The following is a 20,499-nucleotide window of genomic DNA, read 5'->3' as shown; positions in this document are numbered from 1 at the left end:
GTTAATGTCTGTAGTTCCTTTTTTCTTATGCAGATAACGACTTAAAACGATTTCTTTTTATTGTTGAATAATATTTTGCGAACAAAAAACAAAATTCTTTAAAAAAGTTTCACAAAATCCTTTACAAGTTCTTATAAACATGATATAGTTATTAGGCTTAGAAAATGAGATGATGTTTTCTAGCAAATATAAACCCGAGTAAAAAATGCCTACGGACAGGCAGGGTTGAATGCCGAAGCGTGGTTGAAAAGCCACATTATTGATAGGGTTAAAAGCCTACTTTTATAAGTTGATGTTAGGACACTTGTCCTAATTCATAAATTTTAGTGTGGTGAAAGCACACGTCATCTTGTGAAACGATCAATAAAGTACGTAATATTTGCTACTAGAGAGTTAGGAAACATCAGCAACAGACATACTCAACAGAAACCAAAATACACACGTCAGAAGATTGCAGAGCAGGTGAAAACCTGCTCTTTTTTCATAAGTCAACCTTTAGTCGCCTTTATCTTCTTGAGGTGCTAAAAATACGGTAAAGGAGTATGTCTTGAAGAAGTTAGATCAAAACCAAGCCCCAATTTACGAGGCTTTGGTCAAACTACGCAAGAAAAGGATTGTCCCCTTTGATGTGCCAGGTCACAAGCGTGGACGAGGAAATCCAGAACTTGTCGAACTGTTAGGAGAAAAATGTGTTGGCATTGATGTCAATTCGATGAAGCCCTTAGATAATCTTGGTCATCCTATTTCGATTATTCGGGATGCGGAGGAATTAGCTGCGGATGCTTTTGGTGCAGCCCATGCCTTTCTCATGATTGGGGGAACAACTTCATCTGTTCAAACCATGATTCTTTCCACCTGCAAGGCAGGAGATAAGATTATTCTGCCACGAAATGTCCATAAATCTGCTATCAATGCTCTAGTTTTATGCGGTGCCATTCCCATCTATATCGAGATGAGTGTGGATCCTAAAATCGGCATCGCTTTAGGTCTTGAAAATGACCGGGTTGCCCAGGCCATTAAGGAGCATCCAGATGCCAAGGCCATTTTGATTAACAATCCTACTTACTATGGGATTTGTTCAGACCTAAAGGGTTTAACGGAAATGGCTCATGAAGCGGGCATGCTGGTTTTAGTGGATGAAGCCCATGGAGCGCATTTGCATTTTACAGATAAATTGCCATTGTCTGCTATGGATGCTGGAGCGGATATGGCAGCAGTCTCTATGCATAAGTCTGGTGGGAGTTTGACCCAAAGTTCCATCCTTCTTATCGGGGAGCAGATGAATCCTGAGTACGTTCGTCAGATTATCAACCTGACCCAGTCTACATCTGCCTCTTACCTACTTATGTCTAGTTTGGATATTTCTCGTCGCAACTTAGCCCTTCGTGGCAAAGAGTCTTTTGAGAAAGTCATTGAACTATCTGAGTATGCTCGTCGTGAAATCAATGCTATCGGTGGTTATTATGCCTACTCAAAAGAGTTAATAGACGGTGTGTCAGTCTGTGATTTTGATGTAACCAAGCTGTCCGTTTACACTCAGGGTATTGGCTTAACCGGTATTGAGGTTTATGACCTCTTGCGAGACGAATACGATATTCAGATTGAATTCGGGGATATTGGGAATATCTTGGCCTATATTTCCATTGGCGACCGCATCCAAGACATCGAGCGCTTAGTCGGTGCTCTGGCGGACATCAAGAGACTCTACTCAAGAGATGGAAAAGACTTGATTGCTGGAGAATATATCCAGCCTGAGTTGGTCCTATCTCCTCAGGAAGCCTTTTATTCAGAAAGAAAAAGTTTAAGCTTAGACGAATCTGTTGGACAAGTCTGTGGGGAATTTGTCATGTGCTATCCTCCAGGAATTCCAATCCTAGCACCAGGTGAACGCATTACACGAGAGATTGTGGATTATATACTATTTGCCAAAGAACGTGGTTGCTCCCTCCAAGGAACGGAAGATCCAGAAGTCAATCACATCAACGTCATTAAGAGAAAGGAGAACTAGATGGATTTATGGTTTTCTGAAGTTCATACTCCAGATGTGAAACTGTCCCTGAGAACAGCTAAGCAACTCTACGCTGGAAAAAGTGAGTGGCAGGATATCGAAGTCTTAGATACGCCAGCTTTTGGGAAAATATTAATCTTAAATGGACATGTCTTGTTTTCAGATGCGGATGATTTTGTCTACAATGAAATGACGGTCCACGTTCCCATGGCTGTCCATCCCAATCCCAAGAAAGTCTTGGTTATAGGTGGTGGTGATGGCGGTGTTGCCCAAATATTGACGCTCTATCCAGAATTGGAACAAATCGATATTGTAGAACCTGATGAAATGTTGGTAGAGGTTTGTCGTGAGTATTTTCCAGACTTTGCTGCAGGGCTAGATGATCCTCGTGTTACCATTTACTATCAAAATGGACTGCGATTTTTGAGAAACTGTGAGGATGATTACGATATCATTATCAACGATGCGACAGATCCATTTGGACATACGGAAGGGCTCTTTACCAAGGAATTTTACGGTAACAGTTACAGAGCTCTGAAGGAAGACGGGATCATGATTTACCAGCATGGGAGTCCTTTCTTTGACGAAGATGAGTCAGCTTGCCGAAGTATGCACCGTAAGGTCAATCAAGCCTTTCCAATCAGTCGGGTTTATCAGGCGCACATCCCAACCAGTCCAGCTGGCTATTGGCTATTTGGATTTGCATCGAAAAAATACCACCCTGTCAAAGATTTTGACAAGGAAGGCTGGAGAAAACGCCAGCTTTTCACAGAATACTACACTGCAAACTTACATGTGGGGGCCTTTATGTTGCCCAAGTATGTAGAAGACATTTTAGAAGAAGAGGAAGGAAAAAAATGAGTCGTTTATTAGTTATTGGATGTGGGGGCGTTGCCCAAGTTGCTATTTCAAAGATTTGCCAAGATAGCGAAACTTTTACAGAAATTATGATTGCTAGCCGTACAAAGTCAAAATGTGATGACTTGAAGGCTAGATTAGAAGGTAAAACAAGTACAAAGATTGAGACAGCTACCCTTGACGCTGACAAGGTTGAAGAAGTGATTGCTTTGATTGAAAGCTACAAGCCAGAAGCTGTTTTGAACGTAGCACTCCCATATCAAGACTTGACCATTATGGACGCATGTTTGGCGACTGGAGTTCACTATATCGATACAGCTAACTACGAGGCAGAGGATACAGAAGATCCTGAGTGGCGTGCTATCTACGAAAAACGCTGCAAGGAACTTGGTTTTACAGCCTACTTTGACTACTCATGGCAGTGGGCTTATCAGGAAAAATTCAAAGAAGCAGGCTTGACCGCTCTGCTTGGATCTGGCTTTGACCCAGGTGTAACCAGCGTCTTTTCAGCATATGCCCTCAAACACTATTTTGATGAAATCCACTATATCGACATTCTAGACTGTAATGGTGGTGACCACGGTTATCCGTTTGCGACAAACTTTAACCCAGAAATCAATCTCCGTGAGGTTTCTGCGCCTGGTTCTTACTGGGAAGATGGAAAATGGGTCGAAGTCGAAGCCATGTCAATCAAGCGTGAGTATGATTTCCCTCAAGTTGGTCAAAAAGACATGTATCTCCTTCACCATGAAGAAATTGAATCATTGGCTAAGAACATTCCAGGAGTTAAACGTATTCGTTTCTTTATGACTTTTGGTCAATCTTATCTCACGCATATGAAATGCTTGGAAAACGTTGGTCTCCTTCGTACGGATGCCATTAACTTTAATGGACAAGACATCGTGCCGATTCAATTCTTAAAAGCCTTGCTACCTGATCCTGCTAGCCTTGGACCACGCACTGTTGGTAAAACCAATATCGGTTGTATCTTTACAGGTGTAAAAGATGGCGTTGAAAAGACCATCTACATCTACAATGTCTGCGATCATCAGGAATGTTACGCAGAAGTTGGTTCACAAGCTATTTCTTACACAACAGGCGTTCCAGCCATGATTGGGACAAAATTAGTTATGAATGGTACTTGGAAACAACCGGGTGTTTATAATCTTGAAGAATTGGATCCAGATCCATTCATGGAAGCTTTGAATGAGTATGGTTTGCCTTGGGTTGTGGTTGAAAATCCACAAATGGTGGACTAATGAAGTTAGAACAAGTACCCACACCAGCCTATGTCATTGACTTGGCCAAGTTAGAAGCCAATTGCCGTATTTTACAGCAAGTTCAGGAAGAAGCGGGCTGCAAGGTTTTACTGGCCCAGAAGGCTTATTCTCTCTACAAAACCTACCCCATGATTAGCCAGTATCTGTCAGGTACAACGGCTAGTGGTCTCTATGAGGCTAAGCTAGCTAGAGAAGAATTCCCAGGAGAAGTCCATGTCTTTGCACCTGCTTTCAAGGATGCAGACTTGGAGGAATTGCTGGAGATAACGGACCATATCGTCTTTAACTCAGAGAGACAGTTGCGTAAACATGGTCCTCGTTGCCGAGAGGCTGGTATCAGTGTCGGTTTGCGCCTCAACCCTCAATGTTCTACCCAAGGTGATCACGCGCTCTATGATCCTTGTGTACCTGGATCCCGTTTTGGAGTCACTATAGACAAGATTCCTAGTGATTTGCTGGACTTGGTGGATGGTCTTCATTTTCATACCCTTTGCGAGCAGGGGGCAGATGATTTAGAGACAACTTTGAAAGCTGTAGAAGCGCAGTTTGGACCTTATTTATATAAGGTCAAATGGCTCAATATGGGTGGAGGACACCACATAACGAGAGAAGACTATGATGTGGATTTGCTGACTTCTGAAATCAAGCGTATCCGAGAAACTTACAATCTTGAAGTCTATATCGAGCCGGGTGAAGCTATTGCGCTCAATGCGGGTTCTCTAGCAACTGAAGTATTGGACATTGTCGAAAACGGTATGGATATTTTGGTTTTAGATGCCTCCGCGACCTGCCATATGCCAGATGTACTTGAAATGCCCTATCGTCCACCTTTGAGAAATGGATTTGAACCGCAGGAAAAAGCCCATACCTATAGACTTTCTTCCAATACCTGTCTGACGGGTGATGTGATTGGTGATTATAGTTTTGAAAATCCAGTCCAAATCGGTGATAGACTTTACTTTGAAGACATGGCAATCTACTCCTTTGTCAAAAATAATACCTTTAACGGTATTGGCTTGCCAAGTCTCTATCTTATGGACGAGCAGGGTGACTGCAGCTTAGTCAAAGCCTTTGGCTATCAAGACTTTAAAGGGAGATTATCATGATAGAAACTCCGAAAAAAGCAGGCTATCGTATGCCAGCAGAGTACGAACCCCATCATGGCACCCTCATGATATGGCCGACTCGACCAGGTTCATGGCCTTTTCAAGGAAAGGCTGCTAAAAGAGCATTTACTCAGATTATCAAGACCATAGCAGAAGTGGAAAGAGTCTATCTTTTGGTGGAGCAGGACCATCTATCTGAAGCTCAATCCTATCTTGGAGACAAGGTTGTTTATTTAGATATTCCTACTAATGATGCCTGGGCGCGTGATACTGGGCCAACCATTCTCGTCAATGAAAAAAGAGAAAAGTTGGCAGTCGATTGGTCTTTTAATGCCTGGGGTGGTACAGTCGATGGCCTCTACCAAGATTATGAAGATGATGACCAAGTAGCCAGTCGCTTTGCAGAACTCTTAGAGATACCTGTTTACGAGGCCAAACCTTTTGTACTGGAAGGTGGTGCAATCCATAGCGATGGTCAAGGAACCATTCTTGTGACTGAAAGTTGCCTACTTAGTCCTGGTCGCAATCCCCACTTGTCTAAAGAGGAAATCGAAAACACCTTATTGTCGAGCCTGGGAGCTGAAAAAGTTATTTGGCTACCTTATGGTATTTATCAGGACGAAACCAATGAACACGTTGACAATGTTGCCGCCTTTGTTGGTCCTGCAGAGCTTGTTTTAGCTTGGACAGACGACAAAAGTGATCCTCAGTATGCCATGTCTGCAGCTGATCTTGAGCTTTTAGAAAAGAAAACGGATGCAAAAGGTCGCACTTTCACTATTCATAAGCTTCCTATCCCAGCTATTCGTCAGGTTGTCACTAAGGAGGATTTACCAGGTTATATCTATGAAGATGGGGAAGAGGAGCGTTATGCAGGTGAACGTCTTGCAGCTTCCTATGTCAATTTCTATATTGCCAACAAGTCTGTCTTAGTGCCACAATTTCAGGATGTAAACGACCAAGTGGCCTTGGATATCCTCAGCAAGTGTTTTCCAGACCGTAAGGTCGTAGGAATACCAGCTAGAGATATTCTTTTAGGTGGTGGCAATATCCACTGTATCACCCAACAAATCCCAGAATAGGAGAAAAAGATGAGAAATGTAAGAGTTGCAGCGATCCAGATGCAATGTGCCAAGGATGTGACAACAAATATCCAAACCGCAGAGCGTTTAGTACGTCAGGCTGCAGAACAAGGCGCACAAATCATCCTCTTGCCAGAGCTGTTTGAACGTCCCTATTTCTGTCAGGAACGCCAGTATGACTACTACCAGTATGGCCAGTCAGTGACAGAAAATACAGCCATTCAGCATTTTAAAGTGCTTGCTAAGGAATTACAGGTTGTTTTACCGATCAGTTTCTATGAAAAAGATGGCAATGTCTTGTATAACTCAATCGCCGTCATTGATGCTGATGGAGAAGTGCTGGGCGTCTATCGGAAGACCCACATACCAGATGACCATTATTATCAAGAAAAGTTTTATTTTACGCCTGGCAACACTGGCTTCAAGGTCTGGGATACTCGCTACGCTAAGATTGGGATTGGTATCTGTTGGGATCAATGGTTTCCTGAAACAGCGCGCTGTCTTGCTTTGAATGGTGCTGAATTGCTCTTTTATCCTACAGCCATTGGTTCAGAGCCTATCTTAGATACGGACAGTTGTGGTCACTGGCAACGTACCATGCAAGGGCACGCAGCAGCTAATATTGTCCCAGTTATTGCAGCCAATCGCTATGGCTTGGAAGAAGTCACTCCTAGTGAGGAAAATGGTGGACAGAGTTCCAGTCTTGACTTCTACGGTTCCTCCTTTATGACGGATGAAACAGGAGCTATTCTAGAGAGAGCTGAAAGACAAGGAGAAGCTGTTCTGTTAGCAACTTATGACCTTGATAAGGGAGCAAGCGAGCGCCTAAATTGGGGACTGTTTCGTGATAGAAGACCCGAAATGTACCAACGAATTACGGACTAGAAGGTAAATTTCATAATAAACATTTAATATTCACGCCTGTCTTACAAAAATGTAAGATAGGCTTTTTAAATGTAAGATGGGTGTACGATTATACGTGGAAATGTATGCTATACTCTATGTAGATCAAAAAGAAAGAGGTTTATTATGAAAAAATGGAATGCAACGCAGTTGAAGTATCTGATGGCGGCAGTAATGGTTCTGGACCATATCCCTCATATCACCGGAATCGTTTCTCCTTTGTGGGAAGGTATCTTTCACGCCTTGACCCGTTGTGTCGGAGTTTGGTTTGCCTATATGGCTATGGAAGGCTTCATCCATACTCGAAATTTGAAAAACTACCTCATCCGTCTTTGGAGTTGGGCGCTGATCATGTTTGCTGGAAATAGCCTTCTCAATACTCTGTTTGCCTCTAAGGGTGTAATGGTTACTAATAATATTTTCTTGACTTTGGCCATCGGTGTCACCATGCTTTGGATTGGTTTTCCCAGAAAAGAGTTGGATAAAAAGGAGAAGTTGTGGCGTCGTATTGGGCTTGCTGGGCTCTTGATTTTCGGGTGTCTTTTTACCGAGGGTGGCATCACCATGCTACCATTTCTCTTGATTAGTTACTCTTGTCGAAATCGCAAGGGCTTGCGAAATCTCCTCTATGCCTTTCTGTGGGCCTTCTTGTTAGTGACTTCCATCCAAATTTACGACACTTGGCACCAAACACTGGAAATGATGCTTTACAATTCTGACTGGCTCTTTATCACCGTATTTCCTTTTATGGCTTTGTATAATGGACAGCGAGGAAAAGAAACTAGTTGGAGTAAATATTTCTTTTATATTTTCTACCCAGCTCATCTATGGATTATAACTTTGATTGCTTATTTGCTTAAGTAGATTCAATATCCATTAGCTCCTTCTTGCTTAAAATGCGAGAGGAGCTTTTCTGTATCTGGAATTCCCAACAAAACATGTTATAATAGTTTTAGAAAGGACGAGGTTTATGGCGAGCATACTTGTAATTGAAGATAATAATGAAATCCAGGAAATCTTAAGAACCCTTCTTGCAGAGGAACACGAGGTGATTCAAGCATTTTCTGGGACAGAAGGTATCATGCAATTTGACAAAGGTGGCATTGATCTCGTTTTGCTAGATATCATGCTCCCTGGGAAAAATGGCGACCAAGTCTTGCAAGCTATTCGACAAACTAGTCAGACTCCGGTCATCATGCTTACTGCTTTAGGTGATAAAAAGCTCATCAGCCAATATCTCTTAGATGGTGCCAATGATTATGTAGTAAAACCTTTTGATTTGGACGAAGTCTTTGCCAGAGTCACTGTTCAATTACGCCAAAGTGGTGAACATCAGTCAGAAGATCGAAGAGAAATTGATAACCTCGTACAAAATTTTAAAAATATCCAGTTTGATGCGGATAGTTTTGAAATAAGTAACGCAACTGAAACCATTCGCCTTGCAAAGAAAGAGTGCCAGATTCTCCAAATGTTGCACCAGCATCCTAAAAAGATCTTCACCAAAGAAGAACTCTATGAATTGATTTGGGAAGAAAGTTACCTGCCTGGAGACAATACGCTCAACACCCATCTAAGCAATCTCCGTAAAAAACTGCATCAACTGGATCCAAATCACGAGTACATCGAAACCATTTGGGGAGTTGGTGTTCGATTAAAAGGAGATAAGTAATGATTTACATTTTGATATCTATATTGCTCCTTACTAATATTATTTTGGCGATTTTTTTGATTCGCTATCATATAGCAATTAGAGATTTAAGCAGACAAATTGAAGAAAAGATTCGCTCTGGTAGCATGAAGAGGATCGGTGTAAATTTCTTTTCAAAGACCATTTTGCGTCTACATAACCAAATTGAGAATCTATTTCAAGAAGTGGAGCAAAACCAACTAATCATGAAGCGTGAAAAACGCACCCTAGATATGGCAATCAGTAACATTGCTCATGATATTCGGACACCTTTAACAATCGCTTCAGGATATACTCAACAACTAATAAAACACCCCGATAATAGTCAGGAAACTTTAAGCAAAATAGCCCATCATCAGGAACTGGTTTCCAAACGTTTGGAGGCCCTCCTAGAATACCGTCATTTGATGGAAGGAGCAGTCAAACCGAAACTGGAAGAACTTGATTTATCAACTTTTATAACGAAAAAGACTTTAGCTTATTACGACGTTTTTCAATCTTCACAGATTGTTCTTGATTTTAATGTTGAACCAGGATTGAAAACGGCGACTGATGAGGACTTGCTTGATCGAATTATACAAAACCTTCTTGGAAATGTTCTCAAGCACGGTAAGGAGAAGGCTCGGCTTTCTTTGAAAAAGGAAGACAATAGGCTTGCTTTGGAAATTGATAATCTAGTCAAAAAATCTATCAAGAATATAGACAATCTCAGCAATCGTTTTTATTCTGAAAATATGTCAGATACCGAAGAATCCTCTGGTTTAGGTCTCTATATTACTGAGGAATTGGTTCATCTTCTTGGAGCGGAAATGAAGCTAGCCACTGATGGAGAATGGTTTTCGGTCTTTATTTATTTTTAACAAAAGAAACCTCCTCTATATCCTAGAGGAGGTCCTTTTTATAAGCTTTTCTTCTTGAAAATAGTCAGTCCACTGAAAGAGAAGAAAAGTATGACTGTTACGCAAACCGTGATGGTATAGAGAATAGCTTGACTATCAGCAGTCATGGCATAGGCAAAATTTAAGCTCAGATATCGTAAAATTGCGATATTTGGAAAGATAAGCATTGGCATAGAAAGGATGATAGAGGTAACTAGATAGCCGATAAATACGGCAAGATAAGAATGAGTTAGGTAGAGAATAAAGGAGACAATCGAAAGCCAAGCGAGTAGGCATAGAAATTGAAGGGAAATCGTCAAGAGGAGATTAGTAACAAAACCATCAGGCATTGTACCAAGTCCGTTTAGTAGAGTCGCGGGAATAAAGGCAATCACAAGACTGGTGATGAGTTGTAAGAGAGCGATACTTGCTAGTACAAAGAATTTAGCAAGGAAAAATTCTGTACGAGAAACGCCAACTGTCAAACTATTTTTATAAAGCTTGCCGATTAGATCAACCCCAAGAACTAAACACACTAGAATAATACAGAGGAAAACGAGGTTTGAGCCGTTATTTGACGCGTTGATTAGAGCTTCTATCCCATTCCAACCATGGGTAGGAAGCTCAGGTGGTGCTGCCTGAACTGACATTAGATGCCCTGTAGCTCCAATAGTAGCACCCAGTAACATAAGTACAAAGAGAATGAATTCTGTAATCCAGAATCCTTTTGAGCGGAAAAGACGGTAAAAATCTGCTTGAATGGTATGTATCATGATTTTTCTCCTATTCTACCAATTGGGTGAAGTATTCTTCTAGGTTTTGACGGGCAAAGTAAATCTCATCAATAGCAACATCGGACAAAGTTAGTTGCTTAAGAATCTGTTTGACATCTTGTTCATTACCAAAGATATGGATTTCCTTTTCAGGGTTTACAACCTTAAACTGGAGCTGGATTTGTTCTTTCAATACCTGACAAGCTCTTTCCTTGTCGCTTGTTTTAAGCACAATATAATCCTCGCTCAGTGTTTCAAACTCAGCTTTACTGATTTCACGGATAATCTTACCTTGATCCAGAATACCAAAGCGATTAGCTAAGAGATAGAGTTCTGACAAGATATGGCTAGAGATGAGGATGGTTATGCCTTTTTCTTGATTTAGCCGCTGGATCATGAGACGAAATTCTTTGATTCCAATTGGGTCGAGACCATTAATAGGTTCATCAAGAATAAGGAAGTCGGGTTTGGACAGAAGAGCAATAGCGATACCAAGTCTTTGTTTCATTCCTAGCGAGAAATCACGAAAGACTTTCTTACCTGTATCAGACAAACCTACATAATCTAGTGTTTCTTGAATAACTTTATCAGCATTTGAAATATGGCGGATCATACAATAATATTTCAGATTTTGATAGGCTGTTAAGTGATTATGAGCTACAGGTGATTCGATAACTGAACCTACTCGAGATAAGCCCTTGGTCCACTCATTTTCCGATTGACTAGAAAAGAGGGAAACAGTTCCTTTATCCGCAAACAGTAGTTGTGTAATGATTTTGATAAGAGTAGTTTTACCTGCTCCATTTTTTCCGATTAGTCCATAAATATCTCCCTCTTTTATCGTTAGATTAAGATCTTGAAGAATGGCTTGTTTACCAAATTCTTTGGTCAGTCCATGAATTTCGAGTACTGTTTTCATGATTTTCTCCTTTTGATTTATTTTTCTAACTTTAGTATAAGGTATAGAAATCAAAGAAATATCAAGTAATTCTAAAGAGTTTCTAAAGTTTTGTGATTCTTAAAAAAACAAAACCCAGTTGACATGAACTGGGCTTCTCAATTATAAAATATACTTCTCAATGGCACGCGCAACGCCTTCTTCTTCATTGCTATCTGTAACGTCATTAGCAAGGGATTTGACATGGTCGCTGGCATTTCCCATAGCAATGCCAAGCCCTGCAAACTGAAGCATTTCGATATCGTTATTGGCATCGCCCATGGCCATAATTTCTGAGGGCTCGATCTTCAAAATCTCTGCTAGTCGAGAAAGAGCAGTAGCCTTAGTAGTCCCAAGTGGCATGGCTTCATAAATGACAGGCTGTGAACGAACTCCGCTAAATCGTTGGCAGAGTTCCTCAGCAAACCGCTGCTCAAAATCGTCTGTTTGCTCTTTTGTTCCTAAAAACATGCCTTGGAACATCCGATACTTGCCACTAGTCGCGTCCTCAAGGGAGATTTCAGTCAGGTCTGAAAAGACTAGCTTGGCATCATTTTGAACAATTTCATTAGGCTTGCCACCGAGGACAAAATAATGTTTCTCATCAAAAAGAGTTAACTGGACGTCGCTTTTTTCTGCTAGATCATAAAGGTATTCAATGTCGGCTGGACTGAGTTCTTGCCAGTCAACTAGACTCCAGTCACTGGTCTGGTGAGTTGAACAACCGTTATTAACAATGACATACTCATTCTGGAGGTCCAGTCCTAGTTTTTTATAGTAGGGAAGGACACCGAAAAGCGGGCGACCTGTACAGAGAACCAGTTTGACACCTTTTTCAATGGCTTGGTGAATGGCAGTAATGTGGGCTTGTGGAATTTCCTTGGCTTCGTTAAGGAGGGTTCCGTCCATATCCAAGGCTAGTAGTTTAATCATAAGACTTCCTTTTCTAGGTGTTTTGCTTTTATTATAGCATATAGACTATGAAATGTCTGACAGAATAGTAACATTTGACTTTCCTTTTCTTGAAAAACAAAATAAATTCTTATATAATATGTATACTTAATATTTAAGGAGAAATAATGTCAAAGTATCACTTTAATTCAATTTACAAAAATGATGAAACAGAATCTACAGGTCTTCTTTTCATAAAAGTCTACAACAAGTGGGAAAGCAATTTAAAAAGAGTCTTGAAATCGGTTGGCCTCACTTTGCCCCAATTTATCGTTTTAACCTCGCTCTTGTTTCTGTCTAATAGAGAGGAATATGTAACGCAAGTTGATATTGCTCGGTTCACCGGTATGGATGTCATGACGGTTTCCCAGATTGTTAGGCTACTGGAGAAGAAGGACTACATTGGACGTGATCAACACCCAAAGGATAGTCGGGCAAAACTGGTCCTAGTGACGAAGTTAGGTGTGGAGAAGGTTAATCAAGCTTTACCTTTAGTAGAAGGGATTGATGAAGAATTTTTTGAAAAACTATCTAACGATAGAGAGGTTTTTAATCGCATGTTAGTAGAGTTGGAGGATAAAAATGCCTAGATATTGGGTCGGAGTTGTTTCGAAGAATCATGTTTTAAGAGGAGTTGAAGGGAATTTTTGCCAGGTTTGTCATGGAAAGGGCGGCCCCTTAAACCGTATGAAAAAAGGTGACTATCTTTTATACTATAGTCCGAAATACGATATGAACAGTCAAGATAAGTTACAGGCTTTTGTGGCCGTAGGTAAAATTATAGACGACAAGGCCTATCAAGTAGAGCAATTTGAAGGATTCTTTCCCTTTAGAAGAAATGTCGAGTATTATCTACCAGTCAAAGATTGTTCCATAGAAATAGCCAGACAACATCCTGAATGGAAAGACTATACTTCTCGACTCCGTTATGGGCATTTTGAAGTTTCCAAAGACTTTTTCCTCCATATCTTTCAGCATATGAAAGTGGATGATGAAGCATGATTGATTTGCTAATTAAATGATTGTCAACTAGAATTTTGGATTTGGACTGTGAAGCGAACTTTGCTATAATAGAGTAAGAAACTTTGATAAACCAAACGAGGCAGAGATGAAATTACTGTATACTGATATTCGGACTTCTTTGACAGAAATCTTGACTAGAGAGGCGGAAGAGCTAGTTGCTGTGGGCAAGCGTGTCTTCTACATCGCCCCCAACTCTCTTTCATTTGAAAAGGAACGCGCCGTTCTGGAATGCTTGTCCCAGCAGGCTTCTTTTGCGATTACTGTTACGCGTTTTGCTCAGATGGCTCGTTATCTGGTTTTAAATGATTTGCCAGCTAAGACGAGTCTAGATGACATCGGTCTTGGGATGGCTTTTTATAAATGTCTTGCGGAACTAGATCCCAAGGACTTGCGTGTTTATGGTGCTATAAAGCAGGATCCTCAATTTATCCAGCAGTTGGTTGAACTTTATCATGAGATGACGACTGCTCAGATGAGCTTTTTGGACTTGGAAAGTTTGACAGATGAGGACAAGCGGGCAGACTTACTCTTGATTTTTGAGAAAGTGACTGCCTATCTTAATCAAGGTCAGTTGGCTCAGGGAAGTCAGTTGTCCCATTTGATTGAGGCTATTGAGAATGACAAGGTAAGTAGTGATTTCAGTCAGATTGCCTTGGTTATTGATGGCTTTACCCGTTTTTCTGCCGAGGAAGAGCGTGTATTGGATCTACTTCATCGCAAAGGTGCCGAGATTGTTATTGGGGCCTATGCAAGCAAGAAAGCCTATACCAGTCCGTTCTCTGAAGGGAATCTCTACCAAGCCAGTGTGGAATTTCTTCATCATTTGGGGGCAAAATACCAAACACCTGCTCAGGATCGTTCTCAGACACATGAGAAAATGGATAGTTTTGACAAAGCCTCTCGTTTGCTGGAGTCTTCTTATGACTTTTCAGAACTCGCTTTAGATGTTGATGAGAAGGACCGTGAAAATCTGCAAATCTGGTCTTGTTTGACGCAAAAAGAAGAGCTGGAATTAGTAGCCCGTAGCATTCGTCAGAAATTACATGACCATCCAGAACTGAGTTACAAGAATTTCCGTATTTTGCTAGGTGATGTGGCATCTTACCAGCTATCACTGAAAACTATTTTTGACCAGTATCAGATTCCTTTCTATCTTGGTAGAAGTGAATCCATGGCTCACCACCCTTTGACTCAGTATGTGGAGTCTATTTTACGTTTAAAACGTTACCGTTTCCGTCAGGAGGATTTGATTAATCTCCTCAGAACAGGTTTGTATACTGACCTTGGCCAAGCGGATATTGATGCTTTTGAGCAATATCTCCGCTATCTTGGCATCAATGGCTTGCCAGCTTTTCAGCAGACCTTTACCAAATCCCACCATGGAAAATTTGATTTAGAGCGTTTAAATTCTCTTCGTCTGCGAGTTTTGGCGCCACTTGAAACCTTATTTGCCAGTCGGAAGCAAAAGACTGAAAATCTCTTGCAAAAGTGGAATACTTTTCTAAAAAATGCTGCTTTAAGCAAGCAGATGCAAGAATTGACAGCTACTATGGAAACTCTAGAACAGGAAAGACAAGCCGAAGTTTGGAAGGCTTTCTGCCATGTTTTAGAACAATTTGCGACCGTTTTCGCTGGTACACAGGTTAGTCTAGAGGATTTCCTAGCCTTGCTCCATTCTGGAATGAGCTTATCCCAGTATCGTACCATTCCAGCAACTGTTGACACTGTTCTGGTGCAGAGTTACGATTTGATTGCACCTATGACCGCTGACTTTGTCTATGCCATTGGGCTGACTCAGGATCATTTGCCAAAAATTGCGCAAAACACCAGTCTTTTGACAGACGAAGAAAGACAAAGTCTAAACCAAGCAACTGAGGAGGGAGCGCAATTACTGATTGCAAGTAGTGAAAACCTCAAGAAAAATCGCTATACCATGCTTTCTTTAGTCAATGCTGCTCGTAAGCAGTTGATTTTGTCAGCTCCAAGTCTCCTCAATGAAAATGAGAGCAAGGAATCAGCCTATCTTCAGGAACTGGTGGGTTTTGGATTTAGCCGGTTAGAGAAGAAGATTAATCAAAAAAGTCTGTCTAAGGATGATATGGGTTCTTATCACAGTCTCTTGTCTAGTCTCGTTTCCTATCATCAGCAGGCGGGTTCTAGTGAAAATGAAGAAGATGTGACCTTTGTCAAGGTTCTAGCGCGTGTGATGGGGAAAAAACTTGATCAAAAAGGTCTTACAAATCCTGCACTCCCAACTAGCCCAAGCAGCAAACCATTAGAGAAAGAGACCTTGAAGGCTCTCTATCCAGCTGACAAGGAGTTTTACCTGTCTACGTCTGGTTTGACGGAGTTTTACCGCAATGAATACAGTTATTTCCTCCGTTATGTCTTAGGTTTGCAGGAAGAATTGCGCCTACGTCCTGATGCTCGCAGTCACGGGAATTTCTTGCATCGTATTTTTGAACGTGCCTTGAAACTCCCTGCTGAAAAACCATTTGACCAACGTTTGGAGCAAGCTATCAAGGAAACCAGTCAAGAACGGGAATTTGAAGCCATTTATCAAGAAAGTTTGGAAGCCCAGTTTACCAAGGAAGTTCTTCTTGATGTCGCTAGGACCACTGGCCACATCCTACGTCATAATCCAGCCATTGAAACCATTCAGGAAGAGGCAACATTTGGTGGTAAAGATCAAGCCTTTATTCAATTGGATAATGGTCGCAGTGTCCATGTGCGAGGCAAGGTTGACCGAATCGACCGTTTGAAAGCTGATGGAGCGCTAGGAGTGGTGGACTACAAGTCTAGTTTGACCCAGTTCCAGTTTCCGAATTTCTTTAATGGGCTTAATTCCCAATTGCCCACCTATCTTGCTGCCCTAAAAAGAGAAGGGGAGCAGAACTTTTTCGGTGCCATGTACTTGGAAATGGCTGAGCCTGTCCAATCTTTATTAGCTGTTAAAAGTCTGGCAGGAGCAGTAGCAGAAGTCAGCAAGTCTATGAAATACCAGGGACTCTTTTTAGAGAAAGAAAGCAGTCACTTGGGAGAGTTTTATAACAAAAACAAGGCCAATCAGCTGACAGACGAGGAATTCCAGCTCCTACTAGACTATAATGCCCATCTGTACAAGAAGGCAGCTGAGAAGATTTTAGAAGGCCAGTTTGCCATCAATCCATATACAGAAAACGGCAGAAGTATTGCTCCATACGTCCAGCAACACCAAGCCATCACAGGTTTTGAAGCAAATTACCACTTGGGACAAGCCCGTTTCCCTGAGAAATTAGAGTTGTCTGACGGCAAACGTCTGGTCGGAGAAAAACTCAAGCAAGCTTGGTTTGAAAAAATAAGAGAGGAGTTGAATCGATGAAGCCCATTTCCTTTTTAACTGAGGAAGAAATTCAAAAACTGCAAAAAGCAGAAGCAAGTTCGAGCAAGGAACAGAAGAAAACAGCCGAGCAAATCGAAGCCATTTATACCGCAGGGCAAAATATCCTTGTTTCAGCGTCTGCTGGTTCAGGGAAGACCTTTGTCATGGCAGAGCGTATTCTGGATCAGTTAGCACGTGGTGTGGAAATCAGCCAACTCTTTATCTCGACCTTTACCGTCAAGGCTGCTACAGAACTCAAGGAACGTTTGGAGAAAAAAATCAGCCAACAAATACAAGAAACCGATGATGTCGATCTCAAACAACACTTGGGACGCCAGTTGGCAGATCTACCAAACGCTGCCATCGGAACCATGGACTCCTTCACGCAAAAATTCCTTGGCAAACATGGCTATCTGATTGATATCGCACCGAACTTCCGTATTTTGCAAAATGAAAGTGAACAGTTACTCTTAAAGAACGAAGTTTTTCATCAGGTTTTTGAAGAGCATTACCAAGGTGAAAATAAAGAGAAATTTAGTCGATTAGTGAAAAACTTTGCTGGACGTGGCAAGGATGAACGAGGTCTGCGCCAGCAAGTCTACAAAATCTATGATTTCCTTCAATCCACCAGCAGTCCCCAAAAATGGCTGAACGAGTCTTTCCTCAAAGGGTTTGAAGAAGCTGACTTTGCAAATGAAAAAGACAAACTAACTGAGCAAATCAAGCAGGCGCTTTGGGACTTGGAAAGTTTCTTCCGTTATCATCTGGATAACGATGCCAAGGAGTTTCCAAAAGTTGCCTATTTAGAAAATGTGCAGCTGGTTCTGGATGAAATTGGCTCCTTAAATCAAGAGTCCGATAGCCAGGCTTATCAAGCTGTGCTTGCGCGTATTATCGCCATCTCTAAGGAGAAAAATGGTCGATCTCTAGCTAACTCCAGTCGTAAGGCCGATTTGAAGCCACTGGCTGATGCCTACAACGAAGAGAGAAAGACCCAGTTTGCTAAACTAGGACAACTAGCGGACCAGATAACCATTCTCGACTACCAAGAACGTTATCATGAAGATACTTGGGAGCTAGCTAAAACTTTCCAAACCTTTATGAGTGATTTTGTGGAGGCTTATCGTGAACGCAAACACCAGGAAAATGCCTTTGAATTCGCTGATATTAGTCATTACACCATTGAGATTTTAGAGAATTTCCCACAAGTCCGCGAGGCTTATCAGGAACGATTCCACGAAGTCATGGTCGATGAGTATCAGGATACTAACCACATTCAAGAACGAATGCTGGAATTGCTGTCGAATGGTCACAATCGCTTTATGGTGGGAGATATCAAGCAGTCTATCTACCGTTTCCGTCAGGCAGATCCCCAAATTTTCAATGAAAAATTTCAACGCTATGCGCAAAATCCTAAAGAGGGTAAGTTGATACTCCTCAAGGAAAATTTCCGTAGCAGTTCAGAAGTGCTATCAGCAACCAATGATGTTTTTGGACGCCTTATGGACCAAGAGGTCGGCGAAATCAACTATGATAGCATGCACCAGCTTGTTTTTGCTAATACCAAGCTGGCTCCTAATCCAGACAACAAGGCAGAATTTCTCCCCTACGATAAGGACGATAGTGGGCAAGAGGAGGAAGAGAGCCAAACAGAATCGAAACTAACTGGTGAAATGCGTCTGGTCATCAAGGAAATCTTGAAGCTCCATCAAGAGAAAGGTGTAGCCTTTAAGGAAATTGCCCTTTTGACTTCCAGTCGCAGTCGAAATGACCAGATTCTACTTGCCCTGTCTGAGTACGGAATTCCAGTTAAAACCGACGGTGAGCAAAACAACTACCTCCAATCCCTAGAAGTACAAGTCATGCTGGACACCCTGCGCGTCATTCACAATCCCCTGCAAGACTATGCCTTGGTAGCTCTGATGAAGTCTCCTATGTTTAGTTTCGATGAGGACGAGTTGGCACGCTTGTCCCTTCAGAAAATAGAAGATAAGGCCCAAGAAAATCTCTATGAGAAACTGGTCAATGCTCAAAAACTGGCAACAAGTCAGAAAAACTTGATTTATACAGCTCTAGCTGAAAAACTCAATCAATTCATGGATATTTTGGATTCTTGGCGCTTGTATGCCAAAACCCACTCTCTCTATGACTTGATTTGGAAGATTTACAACGACCGTTTTTACTATGACTATGTTGGAGCCCTGCCAAACGGTCCAGCTAGACAGGCCAATCTCTATGCCCTAGCTCTACGAGCTGACCAGTTTGAAAAGAGTAATTTCAAGGGCTTGTCTCGTTTTATCCGTATGATTGACCAAGTCCTAGAAGCCCAGCACGATCTCGCAAGTGTAGCCGTCGCACCGCCTAAAGATGCTGTGGAACTCTTGACCATTCACAAGAGCAAAGGACTGGAGTTTCCTTATGTCTTTATCCTCAACATGGATCAGGACTTCAACAAGCAAGACTCGATGTCAGACGTCATTCTCAGCCGTCAAAATGGGCTTGGTGTCAAATACATTGCCAAGGTGGAAACAGGAGCAGTGGAAGCACACTATCCTAAAACCATCAAACTCTCCATTCCTAGCCTGACCTATACGCAGAATGAGAAAGAACTGCAACTGGCTAGCTATTCAGAGCAGATGCGTCTGCTGTATGTTGCCATGACAAGGGCTGAGAAAAAGCTCTATCTTGTTGGCAAGGGCTCTCGCGAAAAGCTAGAAGCCAAGGAATACCCAGCAGCAAACAATGGAAAATTAGATAGCAATACCAGACTGCAAGCAAGAAATTTCCAAGATTGGGTCTGGGCTATCAGTAAAGTATTTACCAAGGACAATCTCAACTTTAGCTATCGTTTTGTTGGTGAAGACCTGTTGACTAGAGAAGCTATTGGTCAATTGGAAAACAAGAGCCCTCTCCAAGATAGCTCTCAAGCAGACAATCGCCAGTCAGAAACTATCAAAGAAGCTTTGGAAATGCTGAAAGAGGTGGAAGTTTATAATACTCTTCACCGCGCAGCCATTGAACTACCAAGTGTTCAAACCCCAAGCCAAATCAAGAAATTCTACGAACCGGTTATGGATATGGAAGGGGTAGAAATTACTAACCAAACTCAATCATCGGAAAAGAAAATCAGCTTTGATTTACCAGATTTTTCAACTAAAGAAAAGGTAACTGGAGCTGAGATTGGTAGTGCAACCCACGAACTCATGCAAAGAATTGACCTCATTCAGCAACCAACACTTGCTAGCCTGACAGAAACTCTCAAACAAGTTCAGACTAGTCCAGCTGTTAGAGACAAGATCAATCTTTCTAAAATTCTTGCCTTCTTTGATACAGCACTTGGTCAGGAAATTCTCGCTAATACCAGCCATCTTTACCGCGAGCAACCTTTCTCCATGCTCAAAAAAGATCAAAAGAGTAAGGAAGATTTCGTTGTCCGTGGAATCTTGGATGGCTATCTGCTTTATGAGGATCGCATCGTTCTTTTCGACTACAAAACAGACCGTTACGATGAACCAAGTCAACTCATAGACCGCTATCGTGGTCAGTTAGCCTTATACGGAGAGGCTTTATCTAGAGCCTATTCGATTGAAAACATAGAAAAATACTTGATTTTGCTCGGCAAAGACGAGGTTCAAGTTGTAAAAGTATAACC

16 protein-coding genes are annotated in these 20,499 nt (G+C 41.6%); 13 read left to right on the top strand and 3 right to left on the bottom strand.

Going from position 1 to position 20,499, the window contains the following annotated elements; all coding sequences use genetic code 11:
- The first annotated feature begins 547 nt into the window (after nt 1-547).
- The 9 genes from MK395_RS03530 to MK395_RS03490 all read left to right on the top strand — a co-directional run bounded on the left by MK395_RS03530 (nt 548) and on the right by MK395_RS03490 (nt 9,784).
- Nucleotides 548-2,008 carry an aminotransferase class I/II-fold pyridoxal phosphate-dependent enzyme gene (locus MK395_RS03530; RefSeq protein WP_268711284.1) on the top strand — a complete coding sequence of 487 codons (1,461 nt, stop codon included), beginning with the start codon at nt 548-550 and terminating at the stop codon, nt 2,006-2,008.
- Nucleotides 2,009-2,869 carry a polyamine aminopropyltransferase gene (gene speE / locus MK395_RS03525; protein WP_268711283.1) on the top strand — a complete coding sequence of 287 codons (861 nt, stop codon included), beginning with the start codon at nt 2,009-2,011 and terminating at the stop codon, nt 2,867-2,869.
- The gene (locus MK395_RS03520) at nt 2,866-4,125 is read left to right on the top strand and encodes a saccharopine dehydrogenase family protein (protein WP_084921879.1); all 1,260 of its coding nucleotides are present in this window, start codon (nt 2,866-2,868) and stop codon (nt 4,123-4,125) included. The genes speE and MK395_RS03520 overlap by 4 nt, the downstream gene beginning before the upstream one ends.
- Nucleotides 4,125-5,252 carry a carboxynorspermidine decarboxylase gene (gene nspC / locus MK395_RS03515; RefSeq protein WP_200730266.1) on the top strand — a complete coding sequence of 376 codons (1,128 nt, stop codon included), beginning with the start codon at nt 4,125-4,127 and terminating at the stop codon, nt 5,250-5,252. The genes MK395_RS03520 and nspC overlap by 1 nt, the downstream gene beginning before the upstream one ends.
- Nucleotides 5,249-6,334: an agmatine deiminase gene (gene aguA / locus MK395_RS03510; protein WP_049478255.1), complete on the top strand. Its 1,086-nt coding sequence runs from the start codon at nt 5,249-5,251 to the stop codon at nt 6,332-6,334. The genes nspC and aguA overlap by 4 nt, the downstream gene beginning before the upstream one ends.
- Nucleotides 6,335-6,343: 9 nt before the next feature.
- The gene (gene aguB, locus MK395_RS03505) at nt 6,344-7,219 is read left to right on the top strand and encodes an N-carbamoylputrescine amidase (protein ID WP_049478254.1); all 876 of its coding nucleotides are present in this window, start codon (nt 6,344-6,346) and stop codon (nt 7,217-7,219) included.
- 144 nt (nt 7,220-7,363) lie between these two features.
- The gene (locus MK395_RS03500; RefSeq protein ID WP_084921875.1) at nt 7,364-8,101 is read left to right on the top strand and encodes a TraX family protein; all 738 of its coding nucleotides are present in this window, start codon (nt 7,364-7,366) and stop codon (nt 8,099-8,101) included.
- Between the two features lie 106 nt (nt 8,102-8,207).
- On the top strand, nt 8,208-8,906 hold the full coding sequence (locus MK395_RS03495) for a response regulator transcription factor (protein ID WP_268711282.1): 699 nt from the start codon (nt 8,208-8,210) through the stop codon (nt 8,904-8,906).
- The gene (locus tag MK395_RS03490) at nt 8,906-9,784 is read left to right on the top strand and encodes a sensor histidine kinase (RefSeq protein WP_044020789.1); all 879 of its coding nucleotides are present in this window, start codon (nt 8,906-8,908) and stop codon (nt 9,782-9,784) included. The genes MK395_RS03495 and MK395_RS03490 overlap by 1 nt, the downstream gene beginning before the upstream one ends.
- Nucleotides 9,785-9,822: 38 nt before the next feature.
- Here MK395_RS03490 and MK395_RS03485 read toward each other — a convergent pair whose 3' ends face one another.
- From MK395_RS03485 to MK395_RS03475, 3 genes are all read right to left on the bottom strand, one after another.
- Nucleotides 9,823-10,575 carry an ABC transporter permease gene (locus MK395_RS03485; protein ID WP_044020787.1) on the bottom strand — a complete coding sequence of 251 codons (753 nt, stop codon included), beginning with the start codon at nt 10,573-10,575 and terminating at the stop codon, nt 9,823-9,825.
- Nucleotides 10,576-10,585: 10 nt separating this feature from the next.
- The gene (locus MK395_RS03480; RefSeq protein ID WP_268711281.1) at nt 10,586-11,494 is read right to left on the bottom strand and encodes an ATP-binding cassette domain-containing protein; all 909 of its coding nucleotides are present in this window, start codon (nt 11,492-11,494) and stop codon (nt 10,586-10,588) included.
- Nucleotides 11,495-11,635: 141 nt separating this feature from the next.
- Nucleotides 11,636-12,445, bottom strand: coding sequence for a Cof-type HAD-IIB family hydrolase (locus tag MK395_RS03475; RefSeq protein ID WP_044020785.1), 810 nt, complete (start codon nt 12,443-12,445; stop codon nt 11,636-11,638).
- A 146-nt stretch (nt 12,446-12,591) separates the two neighbouring features.
- On the opposite strand from MK395_RS03475, the gene MK395_RS03470 reads away from it, so the two are divergent.
- From MK395_RS03470 to addA, 4 genes are all read left to right on the top strand, one after another.
- The gene (locus MK395_RS03470) at nt 12,592-13,053 is read left to right on the top strand and encodes a MarR family winged helix-turn-helix transcriptional regulator (protein WP_268711280.1); all 462 of its coding nucleotides are present in this window, start codon (nt 12,592-12,594) and stop codon (nt 13,051-13,053) included.
- Nucleotides 13,046-13,465, top strand: a complete 420-nt coding sequence (locus MK395_RS03465; RefSeq protein ID WP_268711279.1) for an EVE domain-containing protein — start codon at nt 13,046-13,048, stop codon at nt 13,463-13,465. Before MK395_RS03470 ends, MK395_RS03465 begins: the two co-directional genes overlap by 8 nt.
- Nucleotides 13,466-13,571: 106 nt before the next feature.
- Complete coding sequence (rexB, locus tag MK395_RS03460; protein WP_268711278.1) at nt 13,572-16,847, top strand: ATP-dependent nuclease subunit B; 3,276 nt, start codon at nt 13,572-13,574, stop codon at nt 16,845-16,847.
- On the top strand, nt 16,844-20,497 hold the full coding sequence (addA, locus tag MK395_RS03455) for a helicase-exonuclease AddAB subunit AddA (protein WP_268711277.1): 3,654 nt from the start codon (nt 16,844-16,846) through the stop codon (nt 20,495-20,497). Before rexB ends, addA begins: the two co-directional genes overlap by 4 nt.
- Nucleotides 20,498-20,499: the final 2 nt, after the last annotated feature.

The sequence above is a fragment of the Streptococcus oralis genome (genome assembly GCF_026782085.1).
In the GTDB taxonomy this organism is placed as follows: domain Bacteria; phylum Bacillota; class Bacilli; order Lactobacillales; family Streptococcaceae; genus Streptococcus; species Streptococcus oralis_DA.
The sequence above is the reverse complement of the archived record's forward strand: the minus strand, read 5'-3'. Positions and strand labels throughout refer to the sequence as shown.

Excerpts from the sequence above, each read along its gene's own strand:
- MK395_RS03495 (WP_268711282.1), top strand. The coding sequence starts at position 8,208 with ATGGCGAGCATACTTGTAATTGAAGATAATAATGAAATCCAGGAAATC.
- MK395_RS03470 (WP_268711280.1), top strand. The coding sequence starts at position 12,592 with ATGTCAAAGTATCACTTTAATTCAATTTACAAAAATGATGAAACAGAA.
- speE (WP_268711283.1), top strand. The coding sequence starts at position 2,009 with ATGGATTTATGGTTTTCTGAAGTTCATACTCCAGATGTGAAACTGTCC.
- MK395_RS03490 (WP_044020789.1), top strand. The coding sequence starts at position 8,906 with ATGATTTACATTTTGATATCTATATTGCTCCTTACTAATATTATTTTG.
- MK395_RS03480 (WP_268711281.1), bottom strand. The coding sequence starts at position 11,494 with ATGAAAACAGTACTCGAAATTCATGGACTGACCAAAGAATTTGGTAAA.
- MK395_RS03485 (WP_044020787.1), bottom strand. The coding sequence starts at position 10,575 with ATGATACATACCATTCAAGCAGATTTTTACCGTCTTTTCCGCTCAAAA.
- MK395_RS03520 (WP_084921879.1), top strand. The coding sequence starts at position 2,866 with ATGAGTCGTTTATTAGTTATTGGATGTGGGGGCGTTGCCCAAGTTGCT.
- addA (WP_268711277.1), top strand. The coding sequence starts at position 16,844 with ATGAAGCCCATTTCCTTTTTAACTGAGGAAGAAATTCAAAAACTGCAA.
- MK395_RS03500 (WP_084921875.1), top strand. The coding sequence starts at position 7,364 with ATGAAAAAATGGAATGCAACGCAGTTGAAGTATCTGATGGCGGCAGTA.
- MK395_RS03465 (WP_268711279.1), top strand. The coding sequence starts at position 13,046 with ATGCCTAGATATTGGGTCGGAGTTGTTTCGAAGAATCATGTTTTAAGA.
- MK395_RS03475 (WP_044020785.1), bottom strand. The coding sequence starts at position 12,445 with ATGATTAAACTACTAGCCTTGGATATGGACGGAACCCTCCTTAACGAA.
- aguA (WP_049478255.1), top strand. The coding sequence starts at position 5,249 with ATGATAGAAACTCCGAAAAAAGCAGGCTATCGTATGCCAGCAGAGTAC.
- aguB (WP_049478254.1), top strand. The coding sequence starts at position 6,344 with ATGAGAAATGTAAGAGTTGCAGCGATCCAGATGCAATGTGCCAAGGAT.
- rexB (WP_268711278.1), top strand. The coding sequence starts at position 13,572 with ATGAAATTACTGTATACTGATATTCGGACTTCTTTGACAGAAATCTTG.
- nspC (WP_200730266.1), top strand. The coding sequence starts at position 4,125 with ATGAAGTTAGAACAAGTACCCACACCAGCCTATGTCATTGACTTGGCC.